A 25,455-nucleotide genomic window follows, 5' to 3' on the forward strand; every position below is an offset into this window, starting at 1 on the left:
AGGTTGGCATTAGGGTGCCACAGTGTCCGTTTCGCACCTGGTGTTGATCATGTTGGCCGGCCTGGGGGCCGGCGCGGTGAATTCCCTGGTGGGATCCGGCACGCTGATTACGTTTCCCACGCTGGTGACGCTGGGTTATCCACCGGTGGTGGCCACGATGTCGAATGCGGTCGGCCTGGTGGCCGGCGGTGTGTCGGGGACCTGGGGATACCGTCGCGAATTGCGCGGCCAGTGGCATCGGCTGCGCTGGCAGATTCCGGGATCGCTCACCGGCGCGATGCTGGGCGCGTGGCTGCTGCTGCACCTGCCCGAAAAAGTGTTCAACGCGGTGGTGCCGGCGCTGCTGATCGCGGCGCTGATCCTGGTCGTCATCGGCCCGCGCATCCAAGCCTGGGCGGGGCGACGCGCGGTGAGCGCCGGCCGCTCCGCTGATCATCTGAGCCCAGGACGGATGACCGCTCTGGTGGCAGGCACCTTCGCGGTGGGCGTCTACGGCGGCTACTTCGCCGCCGCGCAGGGCATCCTGCTGATCGGTGTGATGGGAGTGCTGCTTCCCGAGTCGATGCAGCGGATGAACGCAGCGAAAAACCTGCTGGCTCTGGTGGTGAACCTGGTGGCGGCCTCGGCCTACACCCTGGTCGCCTTCGACCGAATTAGCTGGGCAGCGGCGGGACTTATCGCAGTCGGCTCGTTGGTCGGCGGTTGGCTCGGCGCGCACTACGGGCGTCGGCTCTCCCCGAATGCGCTGCGCGTCACGATCGTCATCGTCGGCGCCATCGGGCTCTACCGCCTGTTGACGATCTAAGACACGGCGGTCTGCGTGGTTTCTTCGGCCATGGGCGGCTGCGGTAGGCTTTCGACCTGCTGCCGGGTGCACCGGCGGCGGCGGGCTGTGGCGCAGTTTGGTAGCGCACTTGACTGGGGGTCAAGTGGTCGCAGGTTCAAATCCTGTCAGCCCGACCAGAGTTCACGCAGGTCAGAGACTTGCGGGCGGTCCACGAGAGCGATGGAACCGATACCCGCGCGGGGTAAGTACAGCAACCGATACAGCAACCCGTCTCATAGTCCGAGCGTCTCGCTCAGCCCGTCGACCGCGGCCCGCGCCGTGTCGTCGGAAGTGTGGCCGTAGATGTCGCCGGTAATGGAGATCGAGCTGTGCCCAAGCAGATCGGCGACCGCCTTGATATGCACCCCGGCCTCCAGCCACGTCACCGCGGCGCTGTGCCGCAGGGTGTGCACGCCGACACCCTCGACGCCAGCGGCCTTGGCCGCGACCTCGACCACCCGCAGCAGATTCCGCGGGTCGACCGGGCCGCCCAGCTCCGTGGTAAACACCAGGCCCGAGTCCTGCCACATGTTCCCGGCCCGCAGCTTCTCGGCGGACTGGGCGACCTTGTGCTTACGCAGCAGCGCCACCACGCCGGGGGACAGCGGCACCGTCCGCCGTGCACGGTCGGTTTTCGGTTCACTGACCACCAGGCGATCACCGATGCGTCCGAGAGTCTTACGGACCTTCAGCCAACCTTCGTCGAGATTCACAATGTTCGTGTCCCAGCGCAGCGCCAGGCACTCGCCCTTGCGGAGCCCGGTCGACGCGATCAACACCAGCGCCGGGTGATACCGCGACGGCTCAGCGGCCCGCAGAACCGCCGAAACCGCGTCAGCCTCCAGATGCCTCGCTTCGCGCCGTTCAAGGCCCGGACGCTTCACCCGGGCGGCCGGATTCCGGGCAATCAGCCCATCGCGCACCGCGCCGTCGAGCCCCGCTCGCAACACCGTGTACGCCTGCCGGATCGTCGAGTCAGACAGCGCCCGCACCGGCTCAGCAGCCTCGCCCTTGCCCGCCTTCGTCCTACTTCGCATCGCGAGCACCAAGGCGTCGATATCCGACGGCTTCAGCTTGTCCAGCCGGATCGCGCCGAACGGCTCAGATTCAAGATGCCGACGAGACAGGTTCGCGTACAGGTCACGGGTCGACTCTTTGCGGTCGGATGCTGCGAGCGTTGTTGCGCGCCAATGCCTCATCCAGGCTCCGACCGTTTGTGTTGCATCCCTGACAGGCGCGCCAGCGTCGAGCCGCTCGCGAGCCGTTTTGAGCTTGTCGCGAACGTCTTGGCGAGTGCGGCCATACACGGTGTGTCGCTTGGTCCTGCCGTCTGCGCCCTCATACGTGATTGCACCCTCGTAGCGGACCACCTTGCCGTCGCGCATCCGCTTGTAGATGCTGCCCTCGCCGTTCGCGTTCTTACTCATGCCCGCTTCTTCCCTTGCTTGGTTGGCGGCAGAAAACCGCGCTCTCGGGCCCGCTGGACATAGCTGGAAGCCATGCGGGACCGCACCCCGAACCTTCGCGCGACCGCCTCCGTCGGGGCGTGGTCAATGTTGGCCCGGTACACTTCGGCAACCTGCCGCAGAAGGTCAGACGAAATATTGCGTTTCCCCTTGCGCAGCTCATCGAGCAAGCCCCGCATCTTTTTATCCTGATCAGAACCCTCGGAGCCGAGGTTGAGAACCGTTTCGCCGTCGCGCACCTCGATGACCGTCATGGCGTAGACGTCGTCGAGGATTCTCGCAACGGCTGTCTCGCGAAGATCTTTTTGGCGGATTTCTCGTTGGTATTCTCCTGCGCGCCAACGCAAATCGACAAGTCGCGGAACCTCGTCACGAATCTCTACGCGCGTGCATAAGTCCGGCTCATCGTGTCCCTTAACCACGAACTCCACCCAGGTGGGTAGCCACGAATTACCGGCCTGCATGAACTCGCCCGAGATGTCCAGCTTGTAGCTGTCGTTCTCGGCGCTGCGATCGTCGCCGAACCGTACATACCGCGCCAACGTCTCAAACCTCCCACTCGGTACGTGAGTGCAATGTTGTCACTATGCACTTAACTCTGCATTCTGTCAATAACCGCCCACGTTCGCCGGGTTACCGGAGGAACACGGGAGGCGCAGACCTTTGACAACTACATAGCAGGGCATGAGCGCAGATACGGCGGGTAGTCGCGCACCCGCTACACCGCATCGACTGCCGGCAGCGCCGGGGATGCGAGGGAACGGAACTCAGGCCTCAGCCAACACGAAACATTAACGCTACAAACATGATTGGAGAGACAACTGATGGACGTGACACAGGAACAACTGTTGGTGCCCATCCCCGACGCTTGCCGTCGACTTGGCGGCGTCGGCCGCACCACCGTCTACGAACTCATTAAGCAAGGCGAACTCGTCAAGGTCAACATCGGTCGGCGCGGCTTCATCACCGCGGGAAGCCTTGCCGCATACGTCGGTTCGCTCACCGCCGCATCGACTTCGGCGAGCGCATAATCCACGAACCTGGACAGGAGGGCAAACCAAAATGCCCGAAAAAGAAGATGGCCCCGCCGTCACGGACGAGGCCACCAACACCAAACCGAACCAACACCACGAGGTCCACGACCAGAATACCGCAGCAAGCGATGTCGCCGGTAAGCGCCGACGCCGCCAAGCCTCGTACAGGCTCCCGATTATGGCCGGCGGACACAGTGACCCCTGGCGGCCTTATCGCGGCCGGTGTGGCGCGTACGCCGACGCCGCCCAGCACCTCAACGATGCAGGACTGATCGCCGCACCCATCGACCTTGACGCACTACGGGAGATGTGGCGCGGTGGTGGCCGGAAACGACTGCTGGCGCAACGCATCGCGCAGTGCTGGGAGGTGGTGGCCTAGTGACCGCCGAAGCATTACTTGACGACATTGAAGCATGGTTCGCCAGGTTCGTCGCCGTCACCGACCCGCTGGACCTGCCGTTGCTGACTCTATGGACCGTGTCGACGCACCTAGCCAAGGAGCTGTACACGACGCCGCGGTTGCTGATCGACTCCACGATCCCCGGCAGCGGCAAAACCACGGTATTAGATCACCTTCAGCGCCTTGCCCACCGCCCGGTGCAGGCGGCAACCCTCTCATCGCCTGCCCTGCTACCACGCCTACTGCAAAACGGCATCCGCACGGTTCTGTTGGACGAGGTTGACCGATCACTGAGACCAGACCGCCCCGGGGTTGCCGACCTGATCGGCATCTTGAACTCCGGTTACCGCCGCGGCGCCACCCGGCCGGTATTGGTCCCCACCAAGGGCGGCGGCTGGGAGACGTGCGAGATGCCGACGTTCGCACCCGTCGCGATGGCCGGCAACTCCCCGAACCTGCCCGAGGACACCCGATCCCGGTCGCTACGAATCTTGCTGATGCCCGACCTCGACGGCCTAGTCGAAGATAGCGATTGGGAATTCATCGAATCCGATGCCGAGATATTACGGGGCCGGATTGCCGACTTCGCTGGCGCCGTGCGGAACGCAATAACCGGAATGAGCGTGGAATTGCCCGGTAACTGTATCGGTCGATCCAAAGAGAAATGGCGTCCCATTAAACGCGTCGCGGTAGCAGCCCGCGGCCGTTGGCCCGCGGTGGCCGATGAATTAATAGCCCGCAGTCTCGACGAGGACCACGCCGAGCGTGAAGCCGGTCTACGAAATCTACCGCCCGGAATGGTTCTGCTGAGCGACTTACATACGGTCTGGCCGGCAGCCGTCGCATTCGTGCCGACCAGCCGACTGGTCTCTCAGCTCATCCTGCACAACCCCGACTACTGGGGACTCGGAAGCCCGTATGGCAAACCCCTCACCGAGAAGAGGATGGGCGTGTTGATCTCGCAGGCGTCGAAAGTGACCTCTCAACGTCCCGGAGGCCGCGGTCCCCGCGGATACCTGCTGGCGCAACTCGAGCCTGTCTGGACACGCCTCAAGATTGGGGAAACCCCTCATGGTGGATCCGGTGCATCTGGCGAATCCGGCGAATCCGGCGCAAATACCCCGGAGCGCGCCAGATCAACCGGGTTAACCACTTGCACCGGATTAACAGGGACGCCCGAGGCCGATCCGGTGCAAGTCCCGCCCGGTGCACCGACCGAACACACCCCCGGCATGACCGACCGGGTAAAGGCCATTCTCAGCAAACAGACCAAGGGAGCGCCGTGACTCCCGAACCGCTCGACATCGGACCCCGCGTCTGCAAGGACTGCCGGGTCGAAATACCGCCGCCGAGAATGTTCCGCTGCGCCGAATGCCTCACCAAACGAATTGACCAGATACACAAAAAGGGCGCACGACGATGATGCGTAATCAAGGCGAACGGCACCCATCGGCGAAACTCGACGCAGCCGCGGTGCGTGAAATACGTGAGCAATACGCCACCGGAGAGTGGTCACAGCGCGAACTCGCCATCCAATTCAAAATCTGCAAATCGCATGTGGGCCATATCGTGCGCCGCTACCGGTGGCGGTGTGTGCCGTGATGGGCGTTGCGGGCGCTGTCGACCTACTGGCCGCAGTTCTTCGAGGCCTACCGTCGCTACCGCGCGCCGCGTGCCGCCGCCGCCGCCCCGACCTATTCGCTCCGGCCGAGGACATCACCGAATCACCGGCTGCCGCCGAGACCCGCGAGCGCCAGGCCGTCGAGGTCTGCGAGACCTGCCCGGAGCTGCCGGCCTGCCGAGCATGGCTATCCCGATTGCCGCCTCGACGACGCCCAGCCGGTGTCATCGCCGGACAGCGGCCCAAACCTGTAGGCCGACCGAAAACCCAACCACGACAGGAGAACCGAACAGCATGAGCGACTGCTATATCACCGACCCCGCCGAGCCGCCGCGCGAGTCCGTCACCGTCATCCCGCGGCGCCTGACCTACGCGTACGGCGGCCACAAAGACGGAGTAGACGCTATCGAGTTACGGGCTGAGGACCGCGCTGGCGTCACCACCGTGTTGGTGTTGGACGCCGTTGGCGCCCAACACATCGCCACACACCTGCAATCCATGCTCAGCCAACTCGGCGACTTGCGCCACCAGTACGACAACATGAAGGGAAACGACCGATGAGCGACGACACCACCACCGACAGCGCCGAGCCCACCGCCGAGGATTATGAGGCGCTGCGGGAAACCGAACCCACCGAGACCGACACGCTCGCATGGCTGCTCGCCGAAGCCCGCCACCACCTCGACAACCCCGACGAGAATTCGGAGGCAGCCCGACACCGGGTTGCTCGCCGGGAAGCCGAAACCGCCCGCGACAACGTCGCAACCCAGCTCGAAAATATGCAACGCGCCGCCATCGACAACCACGTCATGGCAACCGGATTGAAACCGGCCGCGTTGTGGGCATCCGGCGCGCAACTCGCAGACCTACTGCGCGAGGACGGCGCACCCGACCTCGAGGCCGTCAACCAAGCCGCTCAGGCCGCCCGCGAATCGCTGGGCATCACCGTCCGGACGCCACTACCTATAGGTTCGCTGCGGTCGGGTGCCTCAGCGCCGGAACCGAAAAAAGACAATTGGGTTGCGGCATTCGCTCCCAGCGACAAAGAGCGGTAGAATCATCTATCCGCCAGGTTGCGGACCCGGACTAGGCCAGGCGCCAGCCGTGATGAATCCCAGTTGATTTCGCACGGTTGGCGCCGTGCCATAGTAAGAAAGGGTTGAGCCATCATGGCTTTCACCGCAACCACATCGAACAGCGCTAAAGCGTGGGCGCCCGACCTCTACGAGTTCGCGCCCGCTGACGTCATCCCCAAAGCATTGATCTTGCAGTGCGCCACCGTAGCCGGCAACGTCGAAGGTGACGCACCCTCAGTGCGAGTCGCCTACATCGACGACGACGACGCCCAGTTCACTGCCGAGGGCGACACCATCCCCGAGGCCGAACCCGATTTGTCAGAAGTGTTGGTGCACACCGCCAAAGTCACACAACTGGTCCGCGTTTCACGTGAGCAATACCAGCAGCCTGAGACCTCGGCGCAGCTTTCACAGTCGGTCGCGCGGGCATTGACTCGCCGTGGTGATCTGGCATTCGTCGCCGAAGCAGCACCCACGGCACCGGCAGTCGCACCCGTCGCGGGCCTGGTCAACACGAGCGGCATTGTTGAAGGTGCCAACGTCACTGACAACCTGGACAGCTTGGTTGATCTCGTCGCGACGTTGCAGAACAACCTGTCAACACCCACCGCCATCTTGTTGGATCCGTTGGGCTGGGCAGAGTTCCGCAAGTTGAAGGTCGGAGGCAGCGACACCAACGAGTCACTGTTGGGTGCTGGGACCAGCGACGCCGCCGCGATGATGCTGTCGCTGCCGGTGATCGTCAACCGCGCCGTACCGGATTACACCGGCATCGTCGTCGACCGCAACGCCATCGTGTCCGCAGTCGGCCCGGTCATGGTCGGCGCAAGCGAACACGCCTACTTCGACAGCGACAGCGTGGCACTGCGCGCCACCTGGCGCTTCGGCCACGTCGTCGTACGACCCGACCGCATCGGCAAGTTCACCATCGTCGGCGACCTCACCAGCATCACCGTCACACCGACGACCAAGAGCCTCGCGGTCGACGCAACCCAGCAGCTGACGGTGAAAGACTCCGACAACGTCGACCGCACTACCGCGGCCAGCTACAGCAGCTCGGACACGTCGAAAGCCACCGTCTCAACGGGTGGTCTGATCACCGGTGTCGCAGCCGGATCGGCCACCGTGACGGCAACGTATCGCGGCCTCACCGCCGACTGCGCGGTCACCGTCACCAGCTAGTGAACGTGTCGGCGCGCATCTGTCATGGCATGCGAGCCGACGCAACCGGCTGGACCTGCGTGCCCCCCGTCGCGCGGGTCCAGCCGGACCCAAACGCACCACCGCAAGCAGCAAACCACGCGGTCAGTGAAAACGCAGGCCACACCCCTGCCGGGGGTGCCCCGCAAACGCTCAACGCCTCGCCGGGGGGCATAGCGGATGACGGTAAATGTCGCGTTTGCGACTCCCGATTTTGGGCGGGACCGACGAAACCGCAGGTCAGGCTATGTGGGCGTCGTCAGAAAAAGGGGCAGAAAATCAGGGAAAAAGGACGAAAAATCATGGGAAAAAAGGGGCGGCCGCTGTCAGTGGAGACGCGTGTGCGGCGGCGGTTCGATGAGCTGCTTGCCGATATCGGTGCTGGTCGGCTGGATTTCAGTGCGGATGAGGTCGAGATAGTTGAGCTGGCAGTCCAATTGGCGGGCCGGATGGAAATTCTGCAAAAAATGCTGAGTGCCGAGTTGGCTGCGGAGTCACCGGCGCCGGCCGCGGTGGTGCGGTTGTCGGCTGAGTTGAGGATCTCGGAGAAGGAGTTGGCGTTGATGTTTGGGCGGGTGCGGCGTGGTTTGGAGCGGACCGCGGCTGCGACGGTTGAGCGGCGTGCGCCTCGGTTGGTGCGGGTCGCGGGCCATAACGGCGGGAGGCGCGGCTGATGGGGAAGTTACGTGCGGCGCCGGCGCCGTCTGTGGGCTACCAGCGCGCCGGTGATTGGTTCCGTGCGATCCGCTGGTTAGATGTTACGCGTCTGCGGGGCGACGTCGATGAGTCGTGTGCGCAGGTGGCGAATTTCCTCGACAGTTGGGAGTCGGCGAACGGTGGGCCGCCGTTCGCGTTGAACGGGTCGGAACGCATGTCGTCCTGGTCGGTGTACTGCGGTGGGAACCGTGAATTGTTCGGCCGTGGCGCGGGTGAGCAGCTTTTGCCGGACGCGGCGGCGGGCTGGTATGCGCCGGTCGACTACCACGACCTCTGACGTGACCACACAGACTGAGGGGACGGCGGCGGTTCTGGACCCTTATTGCGCCGTGATGAAACTGCGCACGCTCTCAGGCCAGGTCCACGTGTAGTCCGATTCCGGCGCGCCAAGCCACTTTGCGCCCGCCGCCCCGATAGGGCAGCCGGTAGTGATGAGTAGCTGCGCAGTGGAAGGGTCCAGTTGAGTTTTTAGCGCTGCTTGCTTGAAGTGGTCGCGCTGGTCTTCTGACCGAGAGGCCCACCATTTCTGCAAATGTGTGTCGATGGACATCGTTTGAATCCCCCTTCAGTTGCCAGGTTTGCCGCTAAGCCCCCGATGCCGGTATTGGCACATACCGGGGAGTTGCTTCATGCTCGCCTGCCTATCCGTAGCGGTTCGGTGCGTAGCAAGTGAACAAGCTGCCAGGGCAGTGAATGCACCTGTCGTTGCGGCAACGGCCGCACGGGTGAAACTGGCGCGGCAACGAGCGCCTGGTGCTCGGCGTCGGCCCGGGCTGCCAAGGCTTCTCGCCGCTGCCGTTCCTGGTCGAATCGGTAAGCAATGCCGCCGATGCCGGCCAGCGTGATCACCGCGACGGCCGCAACGGGATGCGTGGACAGCATCATCGATATGAACATAAGCGTGAACAGGCCAGCGGTCACCGCGGCGGCAGCGTGCTTGTCGACCCAACGACGGGTGCAGTGCGTTTCATGGCCGCAGTGCGGGCAAGTGTTGTGGTTCGTCATGGCTGTCCCTCTCGACGTTGACGATACGACTGGCCACCGACAGGTTTCTCCGGTTTCGGATAAGCCGTAGCGGGTCCAGGCCGTGCCCTGGGCTGTCACCACCCAGGGCACGACGCGCACCAGCTAGGCCAGTGCGTCCGTGTCGAGCATCCCGACGAGGACATCCAACTGCCCAAGCGCATCGCTGATTATTTCGACCAGCTCGGCGGCTTGGGTCGCATGAGCACCAACGCTGAGGCGCGTCGCGGCCCGTCCCGCTTCGGTGAAGGCGATGCCAAGAAAACTCCGGCACGTGCCCAGGTCGCGCTCGGCGGCGCAAGTACAGGCGGTCACCGCAGGCCGTCCAGGTCGTCGGCCGCCGCCAACAGGTCCGCAGCCGCCTCCCGAGCGGTCGCGGCGTCAAGCTCAGCATCCCCGTCCGCCGTCGTCACGATGATCCATCGGTTCAGCACCTCGCCGCTGTGGTCTTGCTGGCCCATGATCCAGACCCGCACGGCGGTGCCGTGTCTCGCCAAATGGAAGTACCGGGTGACCCGCTCATCTTCGCCGACCTCCCATCGGTCGGCGCTCACCGTGCCAGCCGGAAGTGGGATACGTGTTGCGGCGGTCATCGCGACACCCCCTGCAGCCCGTCAAGCTCGTCGGCAGCGGCGATCAGTGCCACGCCGATCTCCCGCGCTTGGGCAGCGGTGAGCGGGTAGTCCGGGTGCACCGGGCCAGCGCAAACCTCCCATCCGTAGGTGCCGTCGTCATTTTGGCAACCGCCCGTGTAGACGTACACGTCCTCGTCCAGGCAGCCCGACGCCTTGATGGTCCTCGCGGCGGAGCCGTAGAACAGCCGGCCGCCTCGATACCAGTCACTAACGCGGACCGCGCCAGCGGGGATCGGAACGTTGGGTGCGGTGGTTGTGGTCATTTTGAAATCCCTTCGTGTTGTGAGTGATTCGATTTGGTGCACCCCCAGGTGGTACGTACAGCAACCGGTACAGCAACCCGGCCAAATTCTGGGGTGTTCGTGATTATTCGCCGATGTGCCGACATTGGTCCTGACCTGCTAAAACTGGTCTCCCGCGGACGCCCGCGAACGCCGTTATTGAGGCTGGGGGTCAAGTGGTCGCAGGTTCAAATCCTGTCAGCCCGACCAGGCGAAAGGTGCTCTGACCCGTGGTGACGCAATTGGGTCAGGATGAGATGACGCGGGGCTGGGGATCACTTGGGGACCACAAATGCCGCCCCAGCAGGCTACCCGCGTTGATGACCGATTGCCGGTCGGGGTGCGAATAGCGCTGGGTCGTACGTCGCTGAGCTTGTCGACGGCGGTCCTCACGGCGTCGTCCATACAATGCCAAGGTTGCGTGGCTATAGGGCCCAGTTGCTTATTCGGGGCCGTGGGCAAAGACGGAATCAAGGTAGGAGGCGACCAGGCTGATCTGGTCGTCGAGGTTCTCCTCGCAGACGGATTCGAGGCGCTCCTTGCGGCGCCATGCGGCCCATTTCGCTTGTGCGACTGCGCCATAACCAGTCAGGTGCGGTGCGACGGGTTCGAGGGTGACGCCGCGGTGCCGCGCGACGGCCCGTGCCGAGCGGAGCAGTTCGTCGGGGTCGATGCCCTGGCGGCGAGCTGGACGATATCGACGTAATCCCGCAGCGAGTGCTGGTGATGCCACGTTCGAGGATCGTGACGCCCTTCTCGGCAACGGTGGTTTCGGGTGCGTAACCGAGGAGTGTGATCGGCTCGCCGAGGATCCGGTCGATGGTCACCTGCCGGGGAGACGGCACGATCGGGTCTCCGGTGGACACATCCCACGCCGCGACGCCTTGCCACGGGCCGATCGACACAGCGACTCGCACGCGCAGGCCCGGGTAGTCGGCCTGCTCGCGAATTTCCTGCACGCTGGTCGAGTCGAGGTCGAACACCACGCCCTCATCGACGTCGATCGCGGCGATGTCGATAACCACCTGGGCGAGATGCTCAGCGGTGACGTCGGCGCTGACAGCGCTGGAATCCGTGTCCTTCGTCGGGCGCCGAAACCCAAAGGCGGCCAGCAGAACTCCGCCCTTGAGGACGAAGTCGCCGGCATGCGAGGTGCGGGTGAGCCGATCCAGGAACGATTCGAGGTTATGCCGAATCAGGTACTCCTGCGTCGGTGCGCTGGTCCCGCTCTTCGCCGCTGTAGACCGGGCGAGAGACTGGATCCGGCGGAACACCGCGTCGCCCGAGCTCACCCCAGCATCTCCAATGCCTGCAGGACTGGTGACTTCGCCCGCGGCAGGAGCGACGCGATCTCGATTAGCCGGGCCGGTTTACCGCCTCGGCGCAGCCACTCTCGCAGCGCGTCGCGTGCCAACTCATATCCCACATCTCCGCGGAGTCGGAATACATCGGCGATCGACCGCTCAGGCGAGTAGATTCCGATCGTCTGTTCTGATCCTGGGATCGTGATCTTTTCGCGCCCGATTTCGAATGTGGCCCGGTCGAATTGGTGCCACACGATCGCGCCCGTGCTCGCCGGTGTCCTCGAACCCCTTGGGATCGCGATGTCCAGCGCGGCTGGGACCGTATCGGTCAGGTCGTGGTGCGCGAGTGCGGAGGTCAGGCAAATCGTGGCGGCGGGGCGGCGTGTCGTGGCCTCGATCTGATCCCAGTCGACGGCAGACGCGTCGGCGGGCAAGTAGATGCCGCGGGCGATGCGGTTCCACCGACCAGCCCGCGCGCCGCGGTAGAGCGCGCTGCGCGACAGGCTGGCCTGCCCCGCAGTGCTTGGCGTCAGCGCATCCACGACGACACCTCGTTACGTCAGCATGATACGAAACGTATACAGATACTCGTACCTGTAGACGTTTCGTGCCAACACGGCTCGAGGACCATTCTGGGACCACACGTCATGCGCCCTGCCGGACGACCTGCGCGTTCGTGAACGACACGCTTTGTCCCGCGATTGCACGTCATGCACGCCCATACACGTTATCCGGCTTAGCTGGGGTGCTGTCCTTGTGCCGAAGTTGTCCACCGGCCAAGTGGGGTGGTGGCACGCAAGTGCTATCAACGTCGTGCGCGGATCAGGGAACTCATCTTCGATTTTGTCAGCGAGTGACCGCCTTCGCCCGGCACGGTTAGGCGGTCGTACGGCGCGCTTCGCGAAGTCGCTGGCGAATGACTTCCAGCATGGCTGAGGCTTTCAGTTCCCGCCGAGCGCCCTACTCGCCAATGCTGCGGCTGCTGGACTCACGACATCCCGCCGCGCCCGGGTAACGGGCTGGTCGGTCACATTGATCAGGACTTGGTAGGCGGGGAGTTGGTGCAGGGGCGACTCGGAGATAGACCGACCGTCGGAGTAGCGCCAGCCGAGTTCGGCCAGCAGCGCCGTCATTTTGTCGAACGGCAATCTGGAACCGGCCGAAGCCGCCGCAAAGGCCAGGATCAGGAGGGTGGCCTGCTCCTCAAACGTCGTGTCGGACTTGGGAATCAACCGATCGGCCAAATGCTCCCACAGTCTGTCGGCGTCACGCTGAGCCGCTACGCCAGTCTTGGTCAGCAACAGCGTGCCCTTGTGCTTGCGCAGTAGTCCCAACGACTGCAGGCCTTCGCGGAACCGCAGGAGTGGGTAGCATTGGACCTCGCGGTTGCGCGTACCAATCCAATCCTGTATTACAGGAACGACTTTCGAGGCTTCCTCGACGTCAGCCGGTTTGAGGTATCCGGCGGTCGTCAACGGAATGCCGCCGTCCCTGGCGCGGTCCAGAAACCACTGATACGCCCGCAGATTGTCGGCAAGGGCGACCGTGTCCGACGGTCGCACACCGGCCACCGTAAGCGCCGCCTTCGTCAGGTCGTCGCCATACGGGGTGTACGTGAGCTGATGAACCAGGTCGACCAGGCGCGCATCGATGCCTGCCTCGCGCAGCACGAAGTACGCGTCGCCGAACCCCTTGTTGAGCCGTTCCGGCTCGAATAGCGCGGGGTCAGGGAGCACCTCGGAGAGGCTGTCGGCATCGACTAGATGCCCGCAGTCTTCTGGCGGCGCAGCGCGCTCGCCGTCGATGACAATCGCTGCGGGACAGTCGCTCTCGGCGTGAAGAATTTCTTCGAGGCGCAGCGTCAGCTCCCAGTTGTCGCCGTAATCGTAGAGGTAGTGCAGGACATCGCCGGGCTCACTGAGGGTTTCGTCGAGTCGAGTCTCGGCGGCGGGCAGGCCGTCGTCGTCTTCGGGCCACTCCTTGTTGTCCACGTCGTACGGGCACAGGAACAGCTGGCTGTGGCGGTCGAAGGCACGGCCGCCGAGTGAGAAGCGATGCAGGTGCGAGTCGGTCCAGTCGAACGCCACCTGCATGACCTGGTGCAGCAGATCCAGCGCCAGGTTGGAGCGCAGATCCAGCCGTCGCCAGATCGTCGGATCGCTGTCTTCGAGTTGCACCCGGACCCGGTAGACGACGACATCACGCCGTCGCGCGCGACGCAGATCCGGGCGCGACACCGGTTCCAGCACCAGACGCAGGTATGGGCGCGCGCTCATGGCGCTCACCTTAGAGCTGTTGCCCAGTCAATCCGGCACCATGTCGGTATGCCGTTGTCGGAGAGGGCGCTGCTCGAGGCGGCCGGTGACCGGAGTTATGCCCGAGGCGAAGACTATGTCCGCTACGTCCGAGGGCTTCGGATCGCCGCCGAGAAGGCCGATGCTTCGGTCCAGGCCAAGCGGGTCTACATGGTGGAACTCGACTGGTCCGGTCCGCAACTTGATGGTTACTGCACGTGTCCGTATGCCGGCGACGGTCACTTCTGCAAGCACCTGGTCGCCGTCGGACTCGCCGTGATCGACGGTGGCGCCGTTGACGACACCACTCAAGTGGCGTCGGCGCTGCAAGCGACCGTGCAAGCGATGGACGTCGACGAGCTTCGCGAACTCGTCATGACCCTCGCCCACCGCGACGGCGAAGTGCGCCGCATGCTGGAGGTTCGCGCCACAGCCGCATCCGGCGATGACACGACCGCCAAGGCCGAGTTTGAAGCCTATGTGCGCAACGCCCTGGAATTCCGCGGATTCGTCGACTATCGCGAGTCCTACGCGGTTGCGCAAGCGGCCAGTCAAGTACTCGATGAGCTTGAGCGCCATCTGAACGCAGGGTCCGCCGAAATCGTGCGGCCGGCCCTGCTGTGCGCATTAACCGTGCTGCGCACGATCACCGAGCAGGCGGATGACTCGTCGGGAGTGATCGGTGCTGAATGCCAACACGCTGCCGACCTGTACGCGCAGGCGTGCCGACTGGGTCGGCCCGATCCCGTCGAACTGGCGCGGTGGCTGGTGACTTTCCGGGCCACCTCGCCGGGTTGGCCGACACTGGTGCTCGCAGATTTCGTCGACGCGTTCGACGACCGAGCCCTCAAGATTTACCGCGCTGCAGTCGCGGACTTGGACCGCAAGCACGCGGGTCGCGGCCATTGGAGCCGGTTTGAAGTCGACACCATGTTGCTGGAGCTCGCCGATCACGACGGCGACGTCGATCGAGCTATTGCGCTGCTGAACGAACGTGAGCACCCGCAGTACGGTGTGATCATCGCCCGTTTGCGGGAAGCGGGACGTGATGACGAAGTAGTGAGCTGGATCGATCGGGCGGTTGCCGAAGGCCGAATCAACAGTCACGGCGGCGGTAATCACTACTGGCTGAGCCCATCTGCTGTCGCCGACACGTACCGGGGACTCGGACGCGACGACGACGCGATCGCCGTGCTGCGTGCCGATTTCGTCCGGCAACCCGAGGTCCGCGCCTACCGGGCACTGCTGGACTTTGCCGCTGCGATCGACCGCGCCGATGCCGAACGTGCCTGGGCGTTCGACCACGCGAGAGAAGAGGCCAGCGGACCCCGCCAGGGGGCGGTCCTGATCCAACTCGCACTGAGTGAGGGAGACGTGGATGCCGCCTGGGAGGCCGCCGACCGTTATGGTGCCGGATGGGTATGGCAGGAACTTGCTACGCAAGGCGCCGATGCTCGGCCGATAGCTGCTGCAGATCTGTACCGGCCCAGGCTCGAGCACGACCTGCGGCATCCCAACACCAAGCTCTACCCGGGCGTTGCCGCGACGCTGGCAACGATGGCCAAACTGTACGAAAGAGGCGGTCGCAGTGCTGATTTCGCGTTGTACGTCGCGAAGATCCGGCAAGACTACGGCAGGCGCCCCTCGCTGATGAAGGCGCTCAAGGCGAAGGGACTCTGAGCGACCTCACTCGCTGCGCCAGCGCTCGCCGAGTGCCTTCGCCGCTGTGGATACCTTCATGACCAGGCGACGCTCGCGGTTGTGGACGCGAACGAAGTGGTAGTGCTCGTAGAAGGACCGTGCTTCGTCATCGATGGCGTCAACAACGATGAGTCGGCCGCCGCCGATTTCGGATGCGGCCACGGCTTTGCCTAGCGCGTCGAGAAGCAGCTGCTCGCCGTATCCCTGACCCCGCAGCGATGTGTCGATTGCCAGGCGGGCGATCAAGTATCCGGGTATGCGGGAATAGCCGCCGGCCATGGATCCCGAGACGCCATCGTCGTTGCGCACTATCTCGGTGGGACAGATGGCGAAATAGGCACTGACTTTCTGTTCGCCGAGCGGCGTCCACACGTAGACATGCGCGACTCCGCTGCTGTCCGCGCGACGAGCATGTGCGATGAGCCACGTATTCAGCGATTCCTTGCCGCAGTCGAATCCTTGCAACGTGTGGGCGTCAGTGAGTCGCGCGGACTCGAACATTGTTCAGCGCCTTGTAAAGACCGCTGGTTTGCGTGCGGCTGCCGCCAGCCGCGGCGCGTCGTCAGCGGCATCGAGCGAGGACATCAGTTTGTCGAACTGTTCGGGCTCCATTGCCGTCACTAGTTCCTGACGCAGGATGTCTTCGGCCCGTTGCATCGCAGCTTTTCGCACAAATTCCGACGTCTGCTCATGGACAAGGTTCGCGGCGCGCTGGATGCGGTCCAAGGTCGCTTGCTCCGCGCGAAGCTCGATGCGCTTCGTCTTGACTGCCATGGCGAACCTCCTTTGTCTTCCTGCAATCCCCTGCTCGCAGACATCGACCAAACAAATGTACGGTAACTGTCCGTACAAGGCTATCAGGTCGTGGCAACCGCTGGGGACCACGCGGGGACCAGGCGCTACGCGCGATGCTGAACAACTTGCACGTGCATGGACGTCACGGATTGTCAGACACTGTCAGCCCGGCCAAAGTATAAGCAGGTCAGAGACGGTTTTTGAGAGACGGTGCTTTTGAGGCGCCGCTGTGGTACGCTCCCGCTTCCACGGCTGCTGTGAAGCGGGGTGACCATATGAACTTCGGGGAAGCAATTTCGACCGGATTCATCAAATACTTCAATTTCAGCGACCGGGCCCGCCGGTCCGAATACTGGTATTGGACTCTCTTCGGCGTCATCGTCGCCATCGTGGGAAACGTCGGCAACGCGATGCTGCACACGCATTTGGTTAACTTGCTTCTGGCGATCCCGCTCTTCATTCCCGGCTGGGCCGTCGCCGTTCGGCGCCTGCACGATACTGACCGCTCTGGTTGGTGGCTTCTGATCGCCGTAATCCCGTTGATCGGCGCCATCGTTCTCTACATATGGTTCGCCGCCAAGGGCACCGAGGGACCGAACCGGTTCGGATCCGATCCTTTAGCCGCAAAGCCATTGCCGGATCAGCCATTCGGCGCTCCAGCTTAGGGCAGGGCGCGTTCTGCGGCGGGACGACTGCGTGCTCTCACTGCGTCCTCACGCAGCTTGACGTCCGGCGTCGATTCCGGCCGTCGCTTCGTCGCGATCGCCGAGCCGTCCTTCCCGGGACGGGTGCTCGCCCGGTTTGAGGGTATGGATCGGCCACTGACCGTCGTCGCTGAAGTAGGTCGTCCCCGCAGCATCGGAGTCGCTCAGCACCAGTACGGGTAGAAGGGCACCTGCCTTGCCTTCTCGCTAAATTCAGCGATCTGGCCCTGCTGCCAAGTGAACTCAGCACCACTAGCGGTGCAGTGGACGCGGTTTTGCCACGGCTGGGTGAGGTCGTGGCCGGTGGCCAACACGCACGGCTGGCCATCAGCCGTCTTGACGCCACATTCCTGGTGCCTGTCGTGAGACTTCCTGCTTCCCCACATCAGCAGAATTCCAGGTCGATGTACTGCGCCATCGGGGCGGAGCCAACTTTCGCTACTGCGATCTTCATGGCCGCTCCTTTGCCGTAGCTGCCTCACGAGCTCTCAAACCCCGCGAAGATATGTCGCTATCGTCCTTCGATAACTCGGTCGGGGCACGAGTAATTGACTACCTGTGTTTCGCGACGTCACCTGGCATCTCGATCGAGCCGCAATGGGCGCGGTTTTATGACTTTGGCGCTGGGCGCGTGATTACTGCCCTGGGATCGCCGGCAGATTGTCTCGAATGCCCCTCAGGTCGTCCAGGATGTTCTGCAGATCGCCCTGGATGTTTGGCAGATCGGGGAGAGCCGTTGGGACCTGTTGCATTTCGCGGGGGCTTGATCCGTACTGAGGGCAATACGAGACGATGGCACCGGCAGCGAATTGGGCGCTTTGATCGGCGTCCCAAATTGTCGATTGCTGCACGAAGCTGATCGCCTCTGCGAAGTCGTGTTGATCGGCCAGAAAGTCGCAGACAGCGTGGCCATTGCTTACCACGTAGTCGCGGTTGGGAACCGGCACGCCCTGCTGTTTCAACGCTGCCATGAGCGCCTTGTCGGCAATGTCAGCCTGCGAAGCGGGCGGTTGCGGCGCCACCGGGGCCGATTGCGCACTCGACGGTGGAGCTGCGGCCGACGGCGGGGCTGCCGCTGGCGGCGCCGTGGGTCGTGGGTTGTGAACCGCGAACCACACCACCAATGCCGCGGCGATGGCTACCAGCGACAGTGGCAACGCGGCGACGGAGCCGAAGCGGCGCAGCGCTGCGTTAGGTCGGTAGGACTTGATCCCGCGGGGTTTGTCACGTGAGGTGTCGACGAGAACCCGCGACTTACCCGCGTGAACCGCCTCAGTCGGGTACTCCTCCGGAGGGTGTCCCAGGCGCTCGTCGAGGAGCGCGTCGAACTGACGACTCGACGGTTCGTCGCCGCGCTCCCGCATCTCCCGGCGCACCGCTGCAAGGCGCCGCAACTCGGAGTCGATCGTGTCCCGATCGCGCATGCTCTGAGCCTAAAGCAGCATGTCGCTGTTCGTCAGCGACTGGGCCAGCAAGCCGGCCTCGCTCTTCGGTGGATCAGTCTTTCTGCCAGGGCTGGCAGCTATGCGTCAAAAACGCCACGTCACCCGGGTCGAGTGCGACTACCTGCGGATCATTGCCGAGGCCGTTACTGACGATGTCGGTCGGGTTAAGGCTGTGCAGCTTCGCCCAGTAGCAATCGGATTCGCCTTCATCACTGCGACCGCCGGAATGATAGGTGCCCGGCTCGATGTCAGTACCGATTCGATAGGTGCCGTCGGTTTCCATCGTCGTTTTGAGCGCGGGCGTCGGCGGTGCTGGGTTGGTCACCGTGACGGTTTCTTGGACGAGCACCGTCGAGGTCACGGTGGCCGCTGGGTGGCCAGACCCCCCGCAACCCGCGAGAACTATCGCCGCGGCGGCGATAGCAGTTCGCTTTCCCTGCATTGAGGGAGCCTAGCTGGCCCGCTACGTGGAGCACATCGGGCCGCATACGCGCCCTGTTCCTATCATTTGATGATGAGCGCCGGCGGCCTGGAAGCGATGCGATCGCCGGCCTTCACCGTTGAAGATGCCGCCCGTTATCGCGCCGCCGGCTGGTGGTCCGACTCGACGCTGTCCGATGCCGTACGTCGCAATGCCGAACGATCACCCGACCGCGCCGCATATATCGACCATCCCGGCACATCGCAGAGTTGGCGTGAATTCGAGGTCGCAGCAACTGCTCTGGCAGAGCAGCTGGCCGGCATCGGCGTCGTGCCGGGCGATCGGGTCGGGGTCTGGCACGGTGATTCCGCCGCCATCCATGCGCTGCTCGTCGCGGTCGAGCGCTGCGGCGCTGTCGTCGTCGGCATCGGCGCCCGCGCCGGCACCCGTGAGGTTGCGGCGATATTGCGCAGCGCGCAGCCGAAGCTTCTGGTCAGCGATCAGCAGCGCAGCAGCGCCGCGGCATCCGTAGCCCCAGAAACACTCGTCCTCAACCGCAACGACACACTGTCGCTCAACACCGACGCCAAGCCCAAAGCGCCAAAGCCCGAGACTCGGCTCGGGCCCGATGACCTCTTTCTGATCAACTCCACCTCTGGGACGACGGGGTTGCCCAAATGCGTCATGCACACCCAGAACCGGTGGCACTACTTCCATCAAAAGGCCGTCGCCAACGGACAACTGGCATCTGACGACATCTTCTTACCGATTATCCCCACTCCGTTCGGGTTCGGAATCTGGACCAGCCATTCGACGCCGATCTATCTGGCTGCCACTGCGGTGATCTTGGAACGCTTTACGACCAAGGCGGTATGCGAAGCGATCGCTCGGCACCAGGTCACCGTGTTGTGTTGCGTCAGTACGCAATTGACGATGTTGATGGCGGATCCTGAGCGCCGGAATTACGACTTGAGTTCGCTGCGGGTGGTTTTCACCGGCGGCGAGGCGTTGCCGTATCGGCCGGCCGCCGAATTCGAGGAACTCACCAGCGCGAAGATTCTGCAGTTCTACGGCTCGAACGAAACCGGCCTGCTCAGCGGCACCACGCTCGACGACTCCCGCCACCGACGACTGCGCACCGGCGGTCGCATTGTGCCGGAAATGGCGGTGCGACTCTTCGACGGCGATCAGGACGTCACCTCGACCGGCCGCGGCCAGCCCGCCTGCCGAGGTCCGGCGACCAGCCTGGGCTACCTCGGCGGCGCCGACCACGACACGTTGTTTACCCGCGACGGCTGGATGCGCATGGGCGACATCTGCGAGATCGATCCGGACGGGTACCTGACCGTCACCGGCCGAACCTCCGATTTCATCCTCCGCGGCGGGAAGAACATCAGCGCCGCGCAGGTCGAGGACGCTGCCATGACTCATCCCGCGATCGCGCTAGCAGCGGCGGTCGCGATGCCCGATCCGGTATTCGGTGAAAAAGTCTGCCTCTATGCCGAACTTGCTGATTCTCACACCATCGAGCTGGCCGAACTCGTCGAGCATCTGCTGGCACAGGGAGTGTCCAAAGAGCTGCTGCCCGAACGACTCATCGTGGTTGACGAACTACCCCGCTCATCCGGGGGAAAGATTGCAAAAGGGGAGCTCCGCGAGGATATTCGAGCCAGGATGGAGGCCGATCATGAATGCTCCTAACGCGCGGCCCGGCGGTCTGGAAGTGTGGGCGCCGTCCGTGGTGCCCCCGATCGGCGTCGAACTGTCCGACGAGCAGGCACTTGCCGTGGCCTTCCGCCACCTGGCCGCTATCGGATTCGCCGAGAACATGGCCGGACACATCACCTGGCAACCTGACGGCCAAACCGAGATGCTGGTCAACCCGTGGGGACTGTGGTGGCAAGAACTGACCGCGTCGGACATCTGCGTGGTGAACAGCGATGCGCGGGTGGTTCGCGGTCGGTGGGACGTCACCCCGGCGATCCATATCCACACCGAACTGCACCGCGTCCGCGACGACGCGCGCGTGGTCATTCACAATCACCCCTACTACGCCAGCGTGTTTGCCGCGCTGGGCCGGTTGCCCGACCTCCTACACCAGACGGGTTCGCTGTTCCTTGACGACCTCTGCCTGGTCGGCACCTATGACGGCGAAATCGACAATCCATCCCGCGCAGCTGATCTCGCGGCCCGCATCGGAGGTGCCAACCTGACGATTCTGGCCAACCACGGCGTGATCGCAACCGGTCGCACCCTGGCCGAAGCCGTCTACCGGGCGGCATCGATCGAACGAGTCTGCAAGCTGGCCTACGACGTCATGCTGACCGGCAAACAGCCCGTGACAATGAACTGGTCGGACATGGCGGGCATGCAGGCGTCGCTGATCGAACGGGCAGCCGACGTGTACTGGGCAGGCGCAGCGCGGATGACCATCAAAGCCGATCCCGACATGCTCAGGTGACACAGTGAAATCGATTGACGAACTGGCCGCCAACCCGAACTTCACCACCGCCAAGACCGGCGCCAGTCGGTCAGTGACCTTTCTGCCGGATCCGCCCCGCGCCCAACGCCGCTACACGCTGATCTCAGTCGACGATCACATCGTTGAACCTCCGGACACCTTCACCGGACGTCTGCCAGCCAGATTCGCCGACCGCGCACCACGGGTCGTGGACACCGCGAGCGGGGGCCAAACCTGGATCTACGACGATCGGGAACTGCCCAACGTCGGGTTCAATGCGGTAGTTGGGCGGCCGGTGTCCGAATACGGCTTCGAACCGGTCCGATTCGACGAAATGCGCAAGGGCGCTTGGGATATCCATGAGCGGATCAAAGACATGGACCTCAACGGCGTCTACGCCTCGCTCAACTTTCCCTCGTTTCTGCCCGGGTTCGCCGGCCAGCGACTACAACAGATGACCAACGATCGCGACCTGGCGCTGGCCTCGGTGCGCGCCTGGAACGACTGGCACCTCGAGGTGTGGGCGGGTTGCTATCCCGGCCGGATCATTCCCTGTCAACTGCCGTGGTTGTTGGACCCGCAACTGGGCGCCAGGATGATTTATGAGAACGCCGAGCGTGGCTTTCATGCCGTCACCTTCAGCGAGAATCCGGCGATGCTCGGACTGCCCAGCATCCATTCCGGTCACTGGGATCCGATGATGGCAGCCTGCGCGGAGACCGGGACGGTCGTCAATCTACACATCGGATCGTCGGGATCGTCGCCGTCGACCACCGAGGACGCGCCGCCGGACGTGCAAGGTGTGCTGTTCTTCGCCTACGCCATTTCCGCGGCCGTCGACTGGCTGTATTCCGGTCTGCCCAGCAGGTTTCCCAACCTCAAGATCTGTTTATCCGAAGGCGGGATCGGCTGGGTGGCCGGGCTGCTGGATCGCCTCGACCACATGCTCAGCTATCACGCCATGTATGGCACCTGGCGGGCCTTGGGGGAGAACCTCACGCCGGCAGAGGTTTTCACCCGAAACTTCTGGTTCTGCGCCGTGGAGGATCAGTCGTCGTTCATCCAGCATGAGCGAATCGGTGCCGACAACATCATGCTGGAAGCCGACTATCCGCATTGCGATTCGACCTGGCCGCACACCCAACAAGCGGTCCACGAACAGATTCGCGATCTGCCGCGAGACGTGATTCGCAAAATCAGTTGGCAGAACGCGTCACGGTTATATCGTCATCCGGTGCCTGACGAGATCCAGCGGAACCCGGAGGCATTCTGACCGACCAGGATCGCGTTCGCTGGGACGGGATGTATGCCAATCGCGGGCCGGCGACCATCAGTGCCGTGGGCGCGCCACCGCCGTTTGAACCCTATGCCGATCTGTTCCCGACGACGGGGCGCGCGCTCGATGTGGCCTGCGGGCAGGGGCTCGCCGCGGTGTGGCTTGCCCGCCGCGGCATGGACGTGCGCGGACTCGACGTCTCTCCGGTGGCCATCACCCAAGCACGGGAACTTGCCCGGTGCAGCGACGTCGTTGACCGGTGCGAGTTTGACGTCGTCGATCTCGACGACGGCCTACCGGCAGGTCCGCCGGCAGACGTCATCGTGTGTCACCGGTTCCGGGACCGTCGCCTCGACCAGGCGATCATCCGGCGACTGGCACCAGGCGCGTTATTGGCGATCAGCGCGCTCAGCGAGGTCGGCGCCGCCCCGGGCCCCTTCCGCGCCGCTCGCGGCGAGCTGACCGCCGCGTTCGTCGACCTAGACCTGATTGCAGCCGGCGAGGGCGACGGCGAGGCCTGGCTGCTGGCGAGGCGCGAAAGCGCATACTGAAAGTCATGACCGGTCCAGTGCAGATGCACGTCGAAAGTCTGTGCCGCTACCCGGTCAAGTCCATGCTGGGCGAGGTGGTGACCAGCATGGTCGTCGACGAGCGGGGCGCCGACGGAGACCGGCGGCTGGCGCTGGTTGACGCGGTGACCGGGCGGGTGGCCAGCGCCAAGCAGCCACGGTTGTGGCGTGAGCTGTTGCAGTTCAGCGCCACTCGGGATAACGGCCACGTACACATTCGAATACCGGACGGGACGAGGGTGGCGGCCGACGATCCGGATATCGACGAATTGCTGTCGGGGCTGTTGAGACGCCCGGTCCACCTGGTGCGCAAGCGGCCGCAGGGCGCCACGCTCGAACGGCCCGACCCGGAGCAGGTGCTTGAGCAGGGGATGGACGCCGAGGTCGACACCCGCATTGTCGAGATCGCCGCGGCGACGCCGGGAGATTCGTTCACCGACCTCGCTCCGCTGCACGTGATCACGACGGCCACCTTGGACCGTGTCGGGACTGAAGCACTGCGCTACCGGCCCAACCTGGTGATCTCGGTACCGCCCCACTATCCGCCGTACGCGGAAAACACCTGGGTGGGCAGGGAGTTGAGCGTGGGGGAGACGCGACTGAGTGTCCTCAAGCCGACATCGCGGTGCGCGGTTCCCACCCTCGAGCACGGCACACTCCCGCGAGCTCTGCACGCGCTGCGCATACTGGTGACCGAAAACCGAGTGGAGTCACCGGGTTCCGGACCGGTGCCATGTGCCGGCGTGTACCTGGAGGTGGTAACCGGCGGCACCATCCACACCGGCGACGCAGTCAGCCTCGCCTAGTCCACTCAATCGTTACCGCGCGGCGGCGGCTGCACCTCGACGCCGCTCGACTCGTGCTCCGGACCTGCGTCCGGGTGTTCGGCCGGGACACGATCGCGGAATCGGCTCGCCTCACTCGAATTCTGCGTCCCCGCACGCCGTTCCGCGCTGTGGTACGGCCCAGGCTTCGGCCGGGGCTTCCCCCCAGGGAACGCCAACCGGAAGATGCTGCGGTGCACCGTGTACCACTGCTTCGAAAACCGTCCGGAGTTGTACGGCAGTTGGTAGCGCTCGCAGATATCCTTGACCTTCGGTGCGATCTCCGAGTATCGACTGCTGGGCATGTCCGGATACAGGTGATGCTCCACTTGATAACCCAAATTGCCGCTGATGACGTGAAACAGCGGACTGCCGTCGATATTGGCCGCGCCGATTAACTGGCGAACGTACCACCCGCCGCGCGTCTCATCTTCCACTTCGCTCTGGCTGAACGTATAGGTCTGGTCCGGGAAATGTCCGCAGAAGATGATGGCGTGGGCCCACACGTTGCGGATGACATTGGCCAGCGCATCGGCGGCCAGGGTGCGCAAGTACGTGCTTTCCACGCCCGCGAAAACCCGGTCCAGAAAACTCGCGGTCGACCCGAGTCTGCCCTTGCGCGATATCCTTCGAAGCAACCTGCTGGCGCGGGACTCCGCTGGCTGGTCGATGCGCCCGCGCAGGGCTAGCTGCGCAAGTCCGAAAGCACCCGCACTGATAACCGGCCAGCCGACGTAATCCTTCTGAATCTGCGAGCGTGCCTTGCCCGCAATGCCTTTGAAGTCGTTGCGCAAGTCGGACATCGACTTCTCGCCCGCCCACAAGGCTTTGAGGTCGGTGTCGTGCACGGCCACGCCCCACTCAAAGAGCAAGGTAAGCAGTACGTTATAGAACGGTTGCGCCAGATAGACCGGGTGCCATTTCTGAGCCGGATCGATTCGCATGATCTCGTAGCCGAGATCCTTGTCCTTGCCCCGGATATTGGTGAAGGTGTGGTGGATGTAATTGTGCGAGTGCTTCCAAGCTTCGGCGGTTGACGCGGTATCCCAATCCCACACCGAGGAGTGGATATCGGGATCATTCATCCAATCCCATTGACCGTGCATCACATTGTGGCCGATCTCCATGTTCTCCAAGATCTTGGCCATGCCCAAGCACGCTGTGCCGAGCACCCAGGCGGTTCTAGACCTCGACGCCAGCAGCAGCACCCGTCCGACGACCACGATCTGGCGCTGTACCGAGATCACCGCCTTGATGTAGCGCCGGTCGCGCTCACCGAGATCGGCAAACACCTCGTCGTGAATCGCGTCGAATTCTTTCGCAAGCTTTTCCAGCTCTTGTTCGCTCAGGCGCGCAAGCGGGCTCTCCACAGCAGTGGTCAC

At 63.8% G+C, this 25,455-nt stretch carries 33 protein-coding genes and 1 tRNA gene; 19 read left to right on the forward strand and 15 right to left on the reverse strand.

Translation table 11 applies throughout. The features are described from left to right. Positions 1-22: 22 nt before the first annotated feature. Entirely contained in the window at positions 23-805 is a 783-nt protein-coding gene (locus AC5Y5W_RS15550; RefSeq protein ID WP_500011029.1) for a sulfite exporter TauE/SafE family protein, read from the forward strand. Between the two features lie 81 nt (positions 806-886). Continuing rightward, positions 887-963 (forward strand) — tRNA-Pro (locus tag AC5Y5W_RS15555). 96 nt (positions 964-1,059) lie between these two features. Here AC5Y5W_RS15555 and AC5Y5W_RS15560 read toward each other — a convergent pair. Together AC5Y5W_RS15560 and AC5Y5W_RS15565 are read right to left on the reverse strand one after the other, a co-directional pair. Next, the gene (locus AC5Y5W_RS15560) at positions 1,060-2,253 is read right to left on the reverse strand and encodes a tyrosine-type recombinase/integrase (protein WP_500011031.1); all 1,194 of its coding nucleotides are present in this window, start codon (positions 2,251-2,253) and stop codon (positions 1,060-1,062) included. Beyond that, entirely contained in the window at positions 2,250-2,834 is a 585-nt protein-coding gene (locus tag AC5Y5W_RS15565; protein ID WP_500011032.1) for a hypothetical protein, read from the reverse strand. Before AC5Y5W_RS15565 ends, AC5Y5W_RS15560 begins: the two co-directional genes overlap by 4 nt. A gap of 282 nt (positions 2,835-3,116) precedes the next feature. On the opposite strand from AC5Y5W_RS15565, the gene AC5Y5W_RS15570 reads away from it, so the two are divergent. The 10 genes from AC5Y5W_RS15570 (at position 3,117) to AC5Y5W_RS15615 (ending at position 8,617) form a co-directional block, all read left to right on the forward strand. After that, positions 3,117-3,323 (forward strand): helix-turn-helix domain-containing protein, encoded by a 207-nt coding sequence (locus AC5Y5W_RS15570; protein WP_500011033.1) that lies wholly within the window; start codon positions 3,117-3,119, stop codon positions 3,321-3,323. 31 nt (positions 3,324-3,354) lie between these two features. Continuing rightward, entirely contained in the window at positions 3,355-3,705 is a 351-nt protein-coding gene (locus tag AC5Y5W_RS15575) for a hypothetical protein (protein ID WP_500011034.1), read from the forward strand. Next, positions 3,705-5,012, forward strand: a complete 1,308-nt coding sequence (locus AC5Y5W_RS15580; RefSeq protein WP_500011035.1) for a DUF3631 domain-containing protein — start codon at positions 3,705-3,707, stop codon at positions 5,010-5,012. Before AC5Y5W_RS15575 ends, AC5Y5W_RS15580 begins: the two co-directional genes overlap by 1 nt. A gap of 133 nt (positions 5,013-5,145) precedes the next feature. After that, entirely contained in the window at positions 5,146-5,328 is a 183-nt protein-coding gene (locus AC5Y5W_RS15585; protein WP_500011036.1) for a hypothetical protein, read from the forward strand. Further along, positions 5,328-5,645 (forward strand): WhiB family transcriptional regulator, encoded by a 318-nt coding sequence (locus tag AC5Y5W_RS15590; protein WP_500011217.1) that lies wholly within the window; start codon positions 5,328-5,330, stop codon positions 5,643-5,645. Before AC5Y5W_RS15585 ends, AC5Y5W_RS15590 begins: the two co-directional genes overlap by 1 nt. Next, positions 5,642-5,908 (forward strand): hypothetical protein, encoded by a 267-nt coding sequence (locus AC5Y5W_RS15595; RefSeq protein ID WP_500011037.1) that lies wholly within the window; start codon positions 5,642-5,644, stop codon positions 5,906-5,908. Before AC5Y5W_RS15590 ends, AC5Y5W_RS15595 begins: the two co-directional genes overlap by 4 nt. After that, a complete protein-coding gene (locus AC5Y5W_RS15600) occupies positions 5,905-6,402 on the forward strand; it encodes a hypothetical protein (RefSeq protein WP_500011038.1) in 498 nt (165 codons plus the stop codon). The genes AC5Y5W_RS15595 and AC5Y5W_RS15600 overlap by 4 nt, the downstream gene beginning before the upstream one ends. Positions 6,403-6,516: 114 nt before the next feature. Beyond that, positions 6,517-7,605, forward strand: a complete 1,089-nt coding sequence (locus AC5Y5W_RS15605; protein WP_500011040.1) for a phage major capsid protein — start codon at positions 6,517-6,519, stop codon at positions 7,603-7,605. A 320-nt stretch (positions 7,606-7,925) separates the two neighbouring features. After that, on the forward strand, positions 7,926-8,297 hold the full coding sequence (locus AC5Y5W_RS15610; RefSeq protein ID WP_500011042.1) for a hypothetical protein: 372 nt from the start codon (positions 7,926-7,928) through the stop codon (positions 8,295-8,297). Continuing rightward, complete coding sequence (locus AC5Y5W_RS15615; protein ID WP_500011043.1) at positions 8,297-8,617, forward strand: hypothetical protein; 321 nt, start codon at positions 8,297-8,299, stop codon at positions 8,615-8,617. The genes AC5Y5W_RS15610 and AC5Y5W_RS15615 overlap by 1 nt, the downstream gene beginning before the upstream one ends. A gap of 350 nt (positions 8,618-8,967) precedes the next feature. Here the strand turns inward: AC5Y5W_RS15615 and AC5Y5W_RS15620 are convergent, their stop codons facing one another. The 7 genes from AC5Y5W_RS15620 to AC5Y5W_RS15650 all read right to left on the reverse strand — a co-directional run bounded on the left by AC5Y5W_RS15620 (position 8,968) and on the right by AC5Y5W_RS15650 (position 13,859). Then, positions 8,968-9,225, reverse strand: a complete 258-nt coding sequence (locus AC5Y5W_RS15620) for a hypothetical protein (RefSeq protein WP_500011044.1) — start codon at positions 9,223-9,225, stop codon at positions 8,968-8,970. Between the two features lie 243 nt (positions 9,226-9,468). Further along, positions 9,469-9,678 carry a hypothetical protein gene (locus AC5Y5W_RS15625; RefSeq protein ID WP_500011045.1) on the reverse strand — a complete coding sequence of 70 codons (210 nt, stop codon included), beginning with the start codon at positions 9,676-9,678 and terminating at the stop codon, positions 9,469-9,471. Continuing rightward, entirely contained in the window at positions 9,675-9,956 is a 282-nt protein-coding gene (locus AC5Y5W_RS15630) for a hypothetical protein (RefSeq protein WP_500011047.1), read from the reverse strand. The genes AC5Y5W_RS15625 and AC5Y5W_RS15630 overlap by 4 nt, the downstream gene beginning before the upstream one ends. After that, a complete protein-coding gene (locus AC5Y5W_RS15635; protein WP_500011049.1) occupies positions 9,953-10,261 on the reverse strand; it encodes a hypothetical protein in 309 nt (102 codons plus the stop codon). Before AC5Y5W_RS15635 ends, AC5Y5W_RS15630 begins: the two co-directional genes overlap by 4 nt. A 488-nt stretch (positions 10,262-10,749) precedes the next feature. Beyond that, complete coding sequence (locus tag AC5Y5W_RS15640; protein ID WP_500011051.1) at positions 10,750-11,571, reverse strand: nucleotidyl transferase AbiEii/AbiGii toxin family protein; 822 nt, start codon at positions 11,569-11,571, stop codon at positions 10,750-10,752. After that, on the reverse strand, positions 11,568-12,125 hold the full coding sequence (locus AC5Y5W_RS15645; RefSeq protein ID WP_500011053.1) for a type IV toxin-antitoxin system AbiEi family antitoxin domain-containing protein: 558 nt from the start codon (positions 12,123-12,125) through the stop codon (positions 11,568-11,570). The genes AC5Y5W_RS15640 and AC5Y5W_RS15645 overlap by 4 nt, the downstream gene beginning before the upstream one ends. Before the next feature lie 399 nt (positions 12,126-12,524). Beyond that, on the reverse strand, positions 12,525-13,859 hold the full coding sequence (locus AC5Y5W_RS15650; RefSeq protein ID WP_500011055.1) for a plasmid pRiA4b ORF-3 family protein: 1,335 nt from the start codon (positions 13,857-13,859) through the stop codon (positions 12,525-12,527). 48 nt (positions 13,860-13,907) lie between these two features. Here AC5Y5W_RS15650 and AC5Y5W_RS15655 point away from each other — a divergent pair, with 48 nt between their 5' ends. Further along, a complete protein-coding gene (locus AC5Y5W_RS15655) occupies positions 13,908-15,557 on the forward strand; it encodes an SWIM zinc finger family protein (RefSeq protein WP_500011057.1) in 1,650 nt (549 codons plus the stop codon). A 6-nt stretch (positions 15,558-15,563) separates the two neighbouring features. Here the strand turns inward: AC5Y5W_RS15655 and AC5Y5W_RS15660 are convergent, their stop codons facing one another. Continuing rightward, positions 15,564-16,079: a GNAT family N-acetyltransferase gene (locus AC5Y5W_RS15660; protein ID WP_500011059.1), complete on the reverse strand. Its 516-nt coding sequence runs from the start codon at positions 16,077-16,079 to the stop codon at positions 15,564-15,566. A 3-nt stretch (positions 16,080-16,082) separates the two neighbouring features. Further along, positions 16,083-16,352, reverse strand: coding sequence for a type II toxin-antitoxin system TacA family antitoxin (locus AC5Y5W_RS15665; RefSeq protein WP_023869322.1), 270 nt, complete (start codon positions 16,350-16,352; stop codon positions 16,083-16,085). Between the two features lie 296 nt (positions 16,353-16,648). Here AC5Y5W_RS15665 and AC5Y5W_RS15670 point away from each other — a divergent pair, with 296 nt between their 5' ends. After that, positions 16,649-17,038 carry a DUF805 domain-containing protein gene (locus AC5Y5W_RS15670; RefSeq protein ID WP_499883826.1) on the forward strand — a complete coding sequence of 130 codons (390 nt, stop codon included), beginning with the start codon at positions 16,649-16,651 and terminating at the stop codon, positions 17,036-17,038. Between the two features lie 48 nt (positions 17,039-17,086). Here the strand turns inward: AC5Y5W_RS15670 and AC5Y5W_RS15675 are convergent, their stop codons facing one another. The 3 genes from AC5Y5W_RS15675 to AC5Y5W_RS15685 form a co-directional block, all read right to left on the reverse strand. After that, positions 17,087-17,248, reverse strand: coding sequence for a hypothetical protein (locus AC5Y5W_RS15675; RefSeq protein ID WP_499883827.1), 162 nt, complete (start codon positions 17,246-17,248; stop codon positions 17,087-17,089). 464 nt (positions 17,249-17,712) lie between these two features. Then, positions 17,713-18,501, reverse strand: a complete 789-nt coding sequence (locus AC5Y5W_RS15680; protein WP_500011060.1) for a DUF732 domain-containing protein — start codon at positions 18,499-18,501, stop codon at positions 17,713-17,715. 73 nt (positions 18,502-18,574) lie between these two features. Beyond that, a complete protein-coding gene (locus tag AC5Y5W_RS15685) occupies positions 18,575-18,883 on the reverse strand; it encodes an Rv1352/Rv1906c domain-containing protein (protein ID WP_500011062.1) in 309 nt (102 codons plus the stop codon). A 153-nt stretch (positions 18,884-19,036) separates the two neighbouring features. Here AC5Y5W_RS15685 and AC5Y5W_RS15690 point away from each other — a divergent pair, with 153 nt between their 5' ends. Genes AC5Y5W_RS15690 through AC5Y5W_RS15710 form a run of 5 tightly spaced genes read left to right on the forward strand, consistent with a single transcriptional unit; the run spans position 19,037 to position 24,055 of the window. After that, positions 19,037-20,644, forward strand: coding sequence for a class I adenylate-forming enzyme family protein (locus AC5Y5W_RS15690; RefSeq protein ID WP_500011064.1), 1,608 nt, complete (start codon positions 19,037-19,039; stop codon positions 20,642-20,644). After that, on the forward strand, positions 20,631-21,404 hold the full coding sequence (locus AC5Y5W_RS15695; protein ID WP_499883831.1) for a class II aldolase/adducin family protein: 774 nt from the start codon (positions 20,631-20,633) through the stop codon (positions 21,402-21,404). Before AC5Y5W_RS15690 ends, AC5Y5W_RS15695 begins: the two co-directional genes overlap by 14 nt. 4 nt (positions 21,405-21,408) lie before the next feature. Then, on the forward strand, positions 21,409-22,677 hold the full coding sequence (locus AC5Y5W_RS15700) for an amidohydrolase family protein (protein WP_499883832.1): 1,269 nt from the start codon (positions 21,409-21,411) through the stop codon (positions 22,675-22,677). 29 nt (positions 22,678-22,706) lie between these two features. Further along, a complete protein-coding gene (locus tag AC5Y5W_RS15705) occupies positions 22,707-23,231 on the forward strand; it encodes a class I SAM-dependent methyltransferase (protein WP_500011066.1) in 525 nt (174 codons plus the stop codon). Positions 23,232-23,236: 5 nt separating this feature from the next. Continuing rightward, positions 23,237-24,055, forward strand: coding sequence for an MOSC domain-containing protein (locus AC5Y5W_RS15710; RefSeq protein WP_500011067.1), 819 nt, complete (start codon positions 23,237-23,239; stop codon positions 24,053-24,055). 5 nt (positions 24,056-24,060) lie between these two features. Here AC5Y5W_RS15710 and AC5Y5W_RS15715 read toward each other — a convergent pair whose 3' ends face one another. Continuing rightward, positions 24,061-25,455, reverse strand: a complete 1,395-nt coding sequence (locus tag AC5Y5W_RS15715; protein ID WP_500011069.1) for a fatty acid desaturase family protein — start codon at positions 25,453-25,455, stop codon at positions 24,061-24,063.

It is taken from the genome of Mycobacterium sp. NGS51, assembly GCF_059812525.1.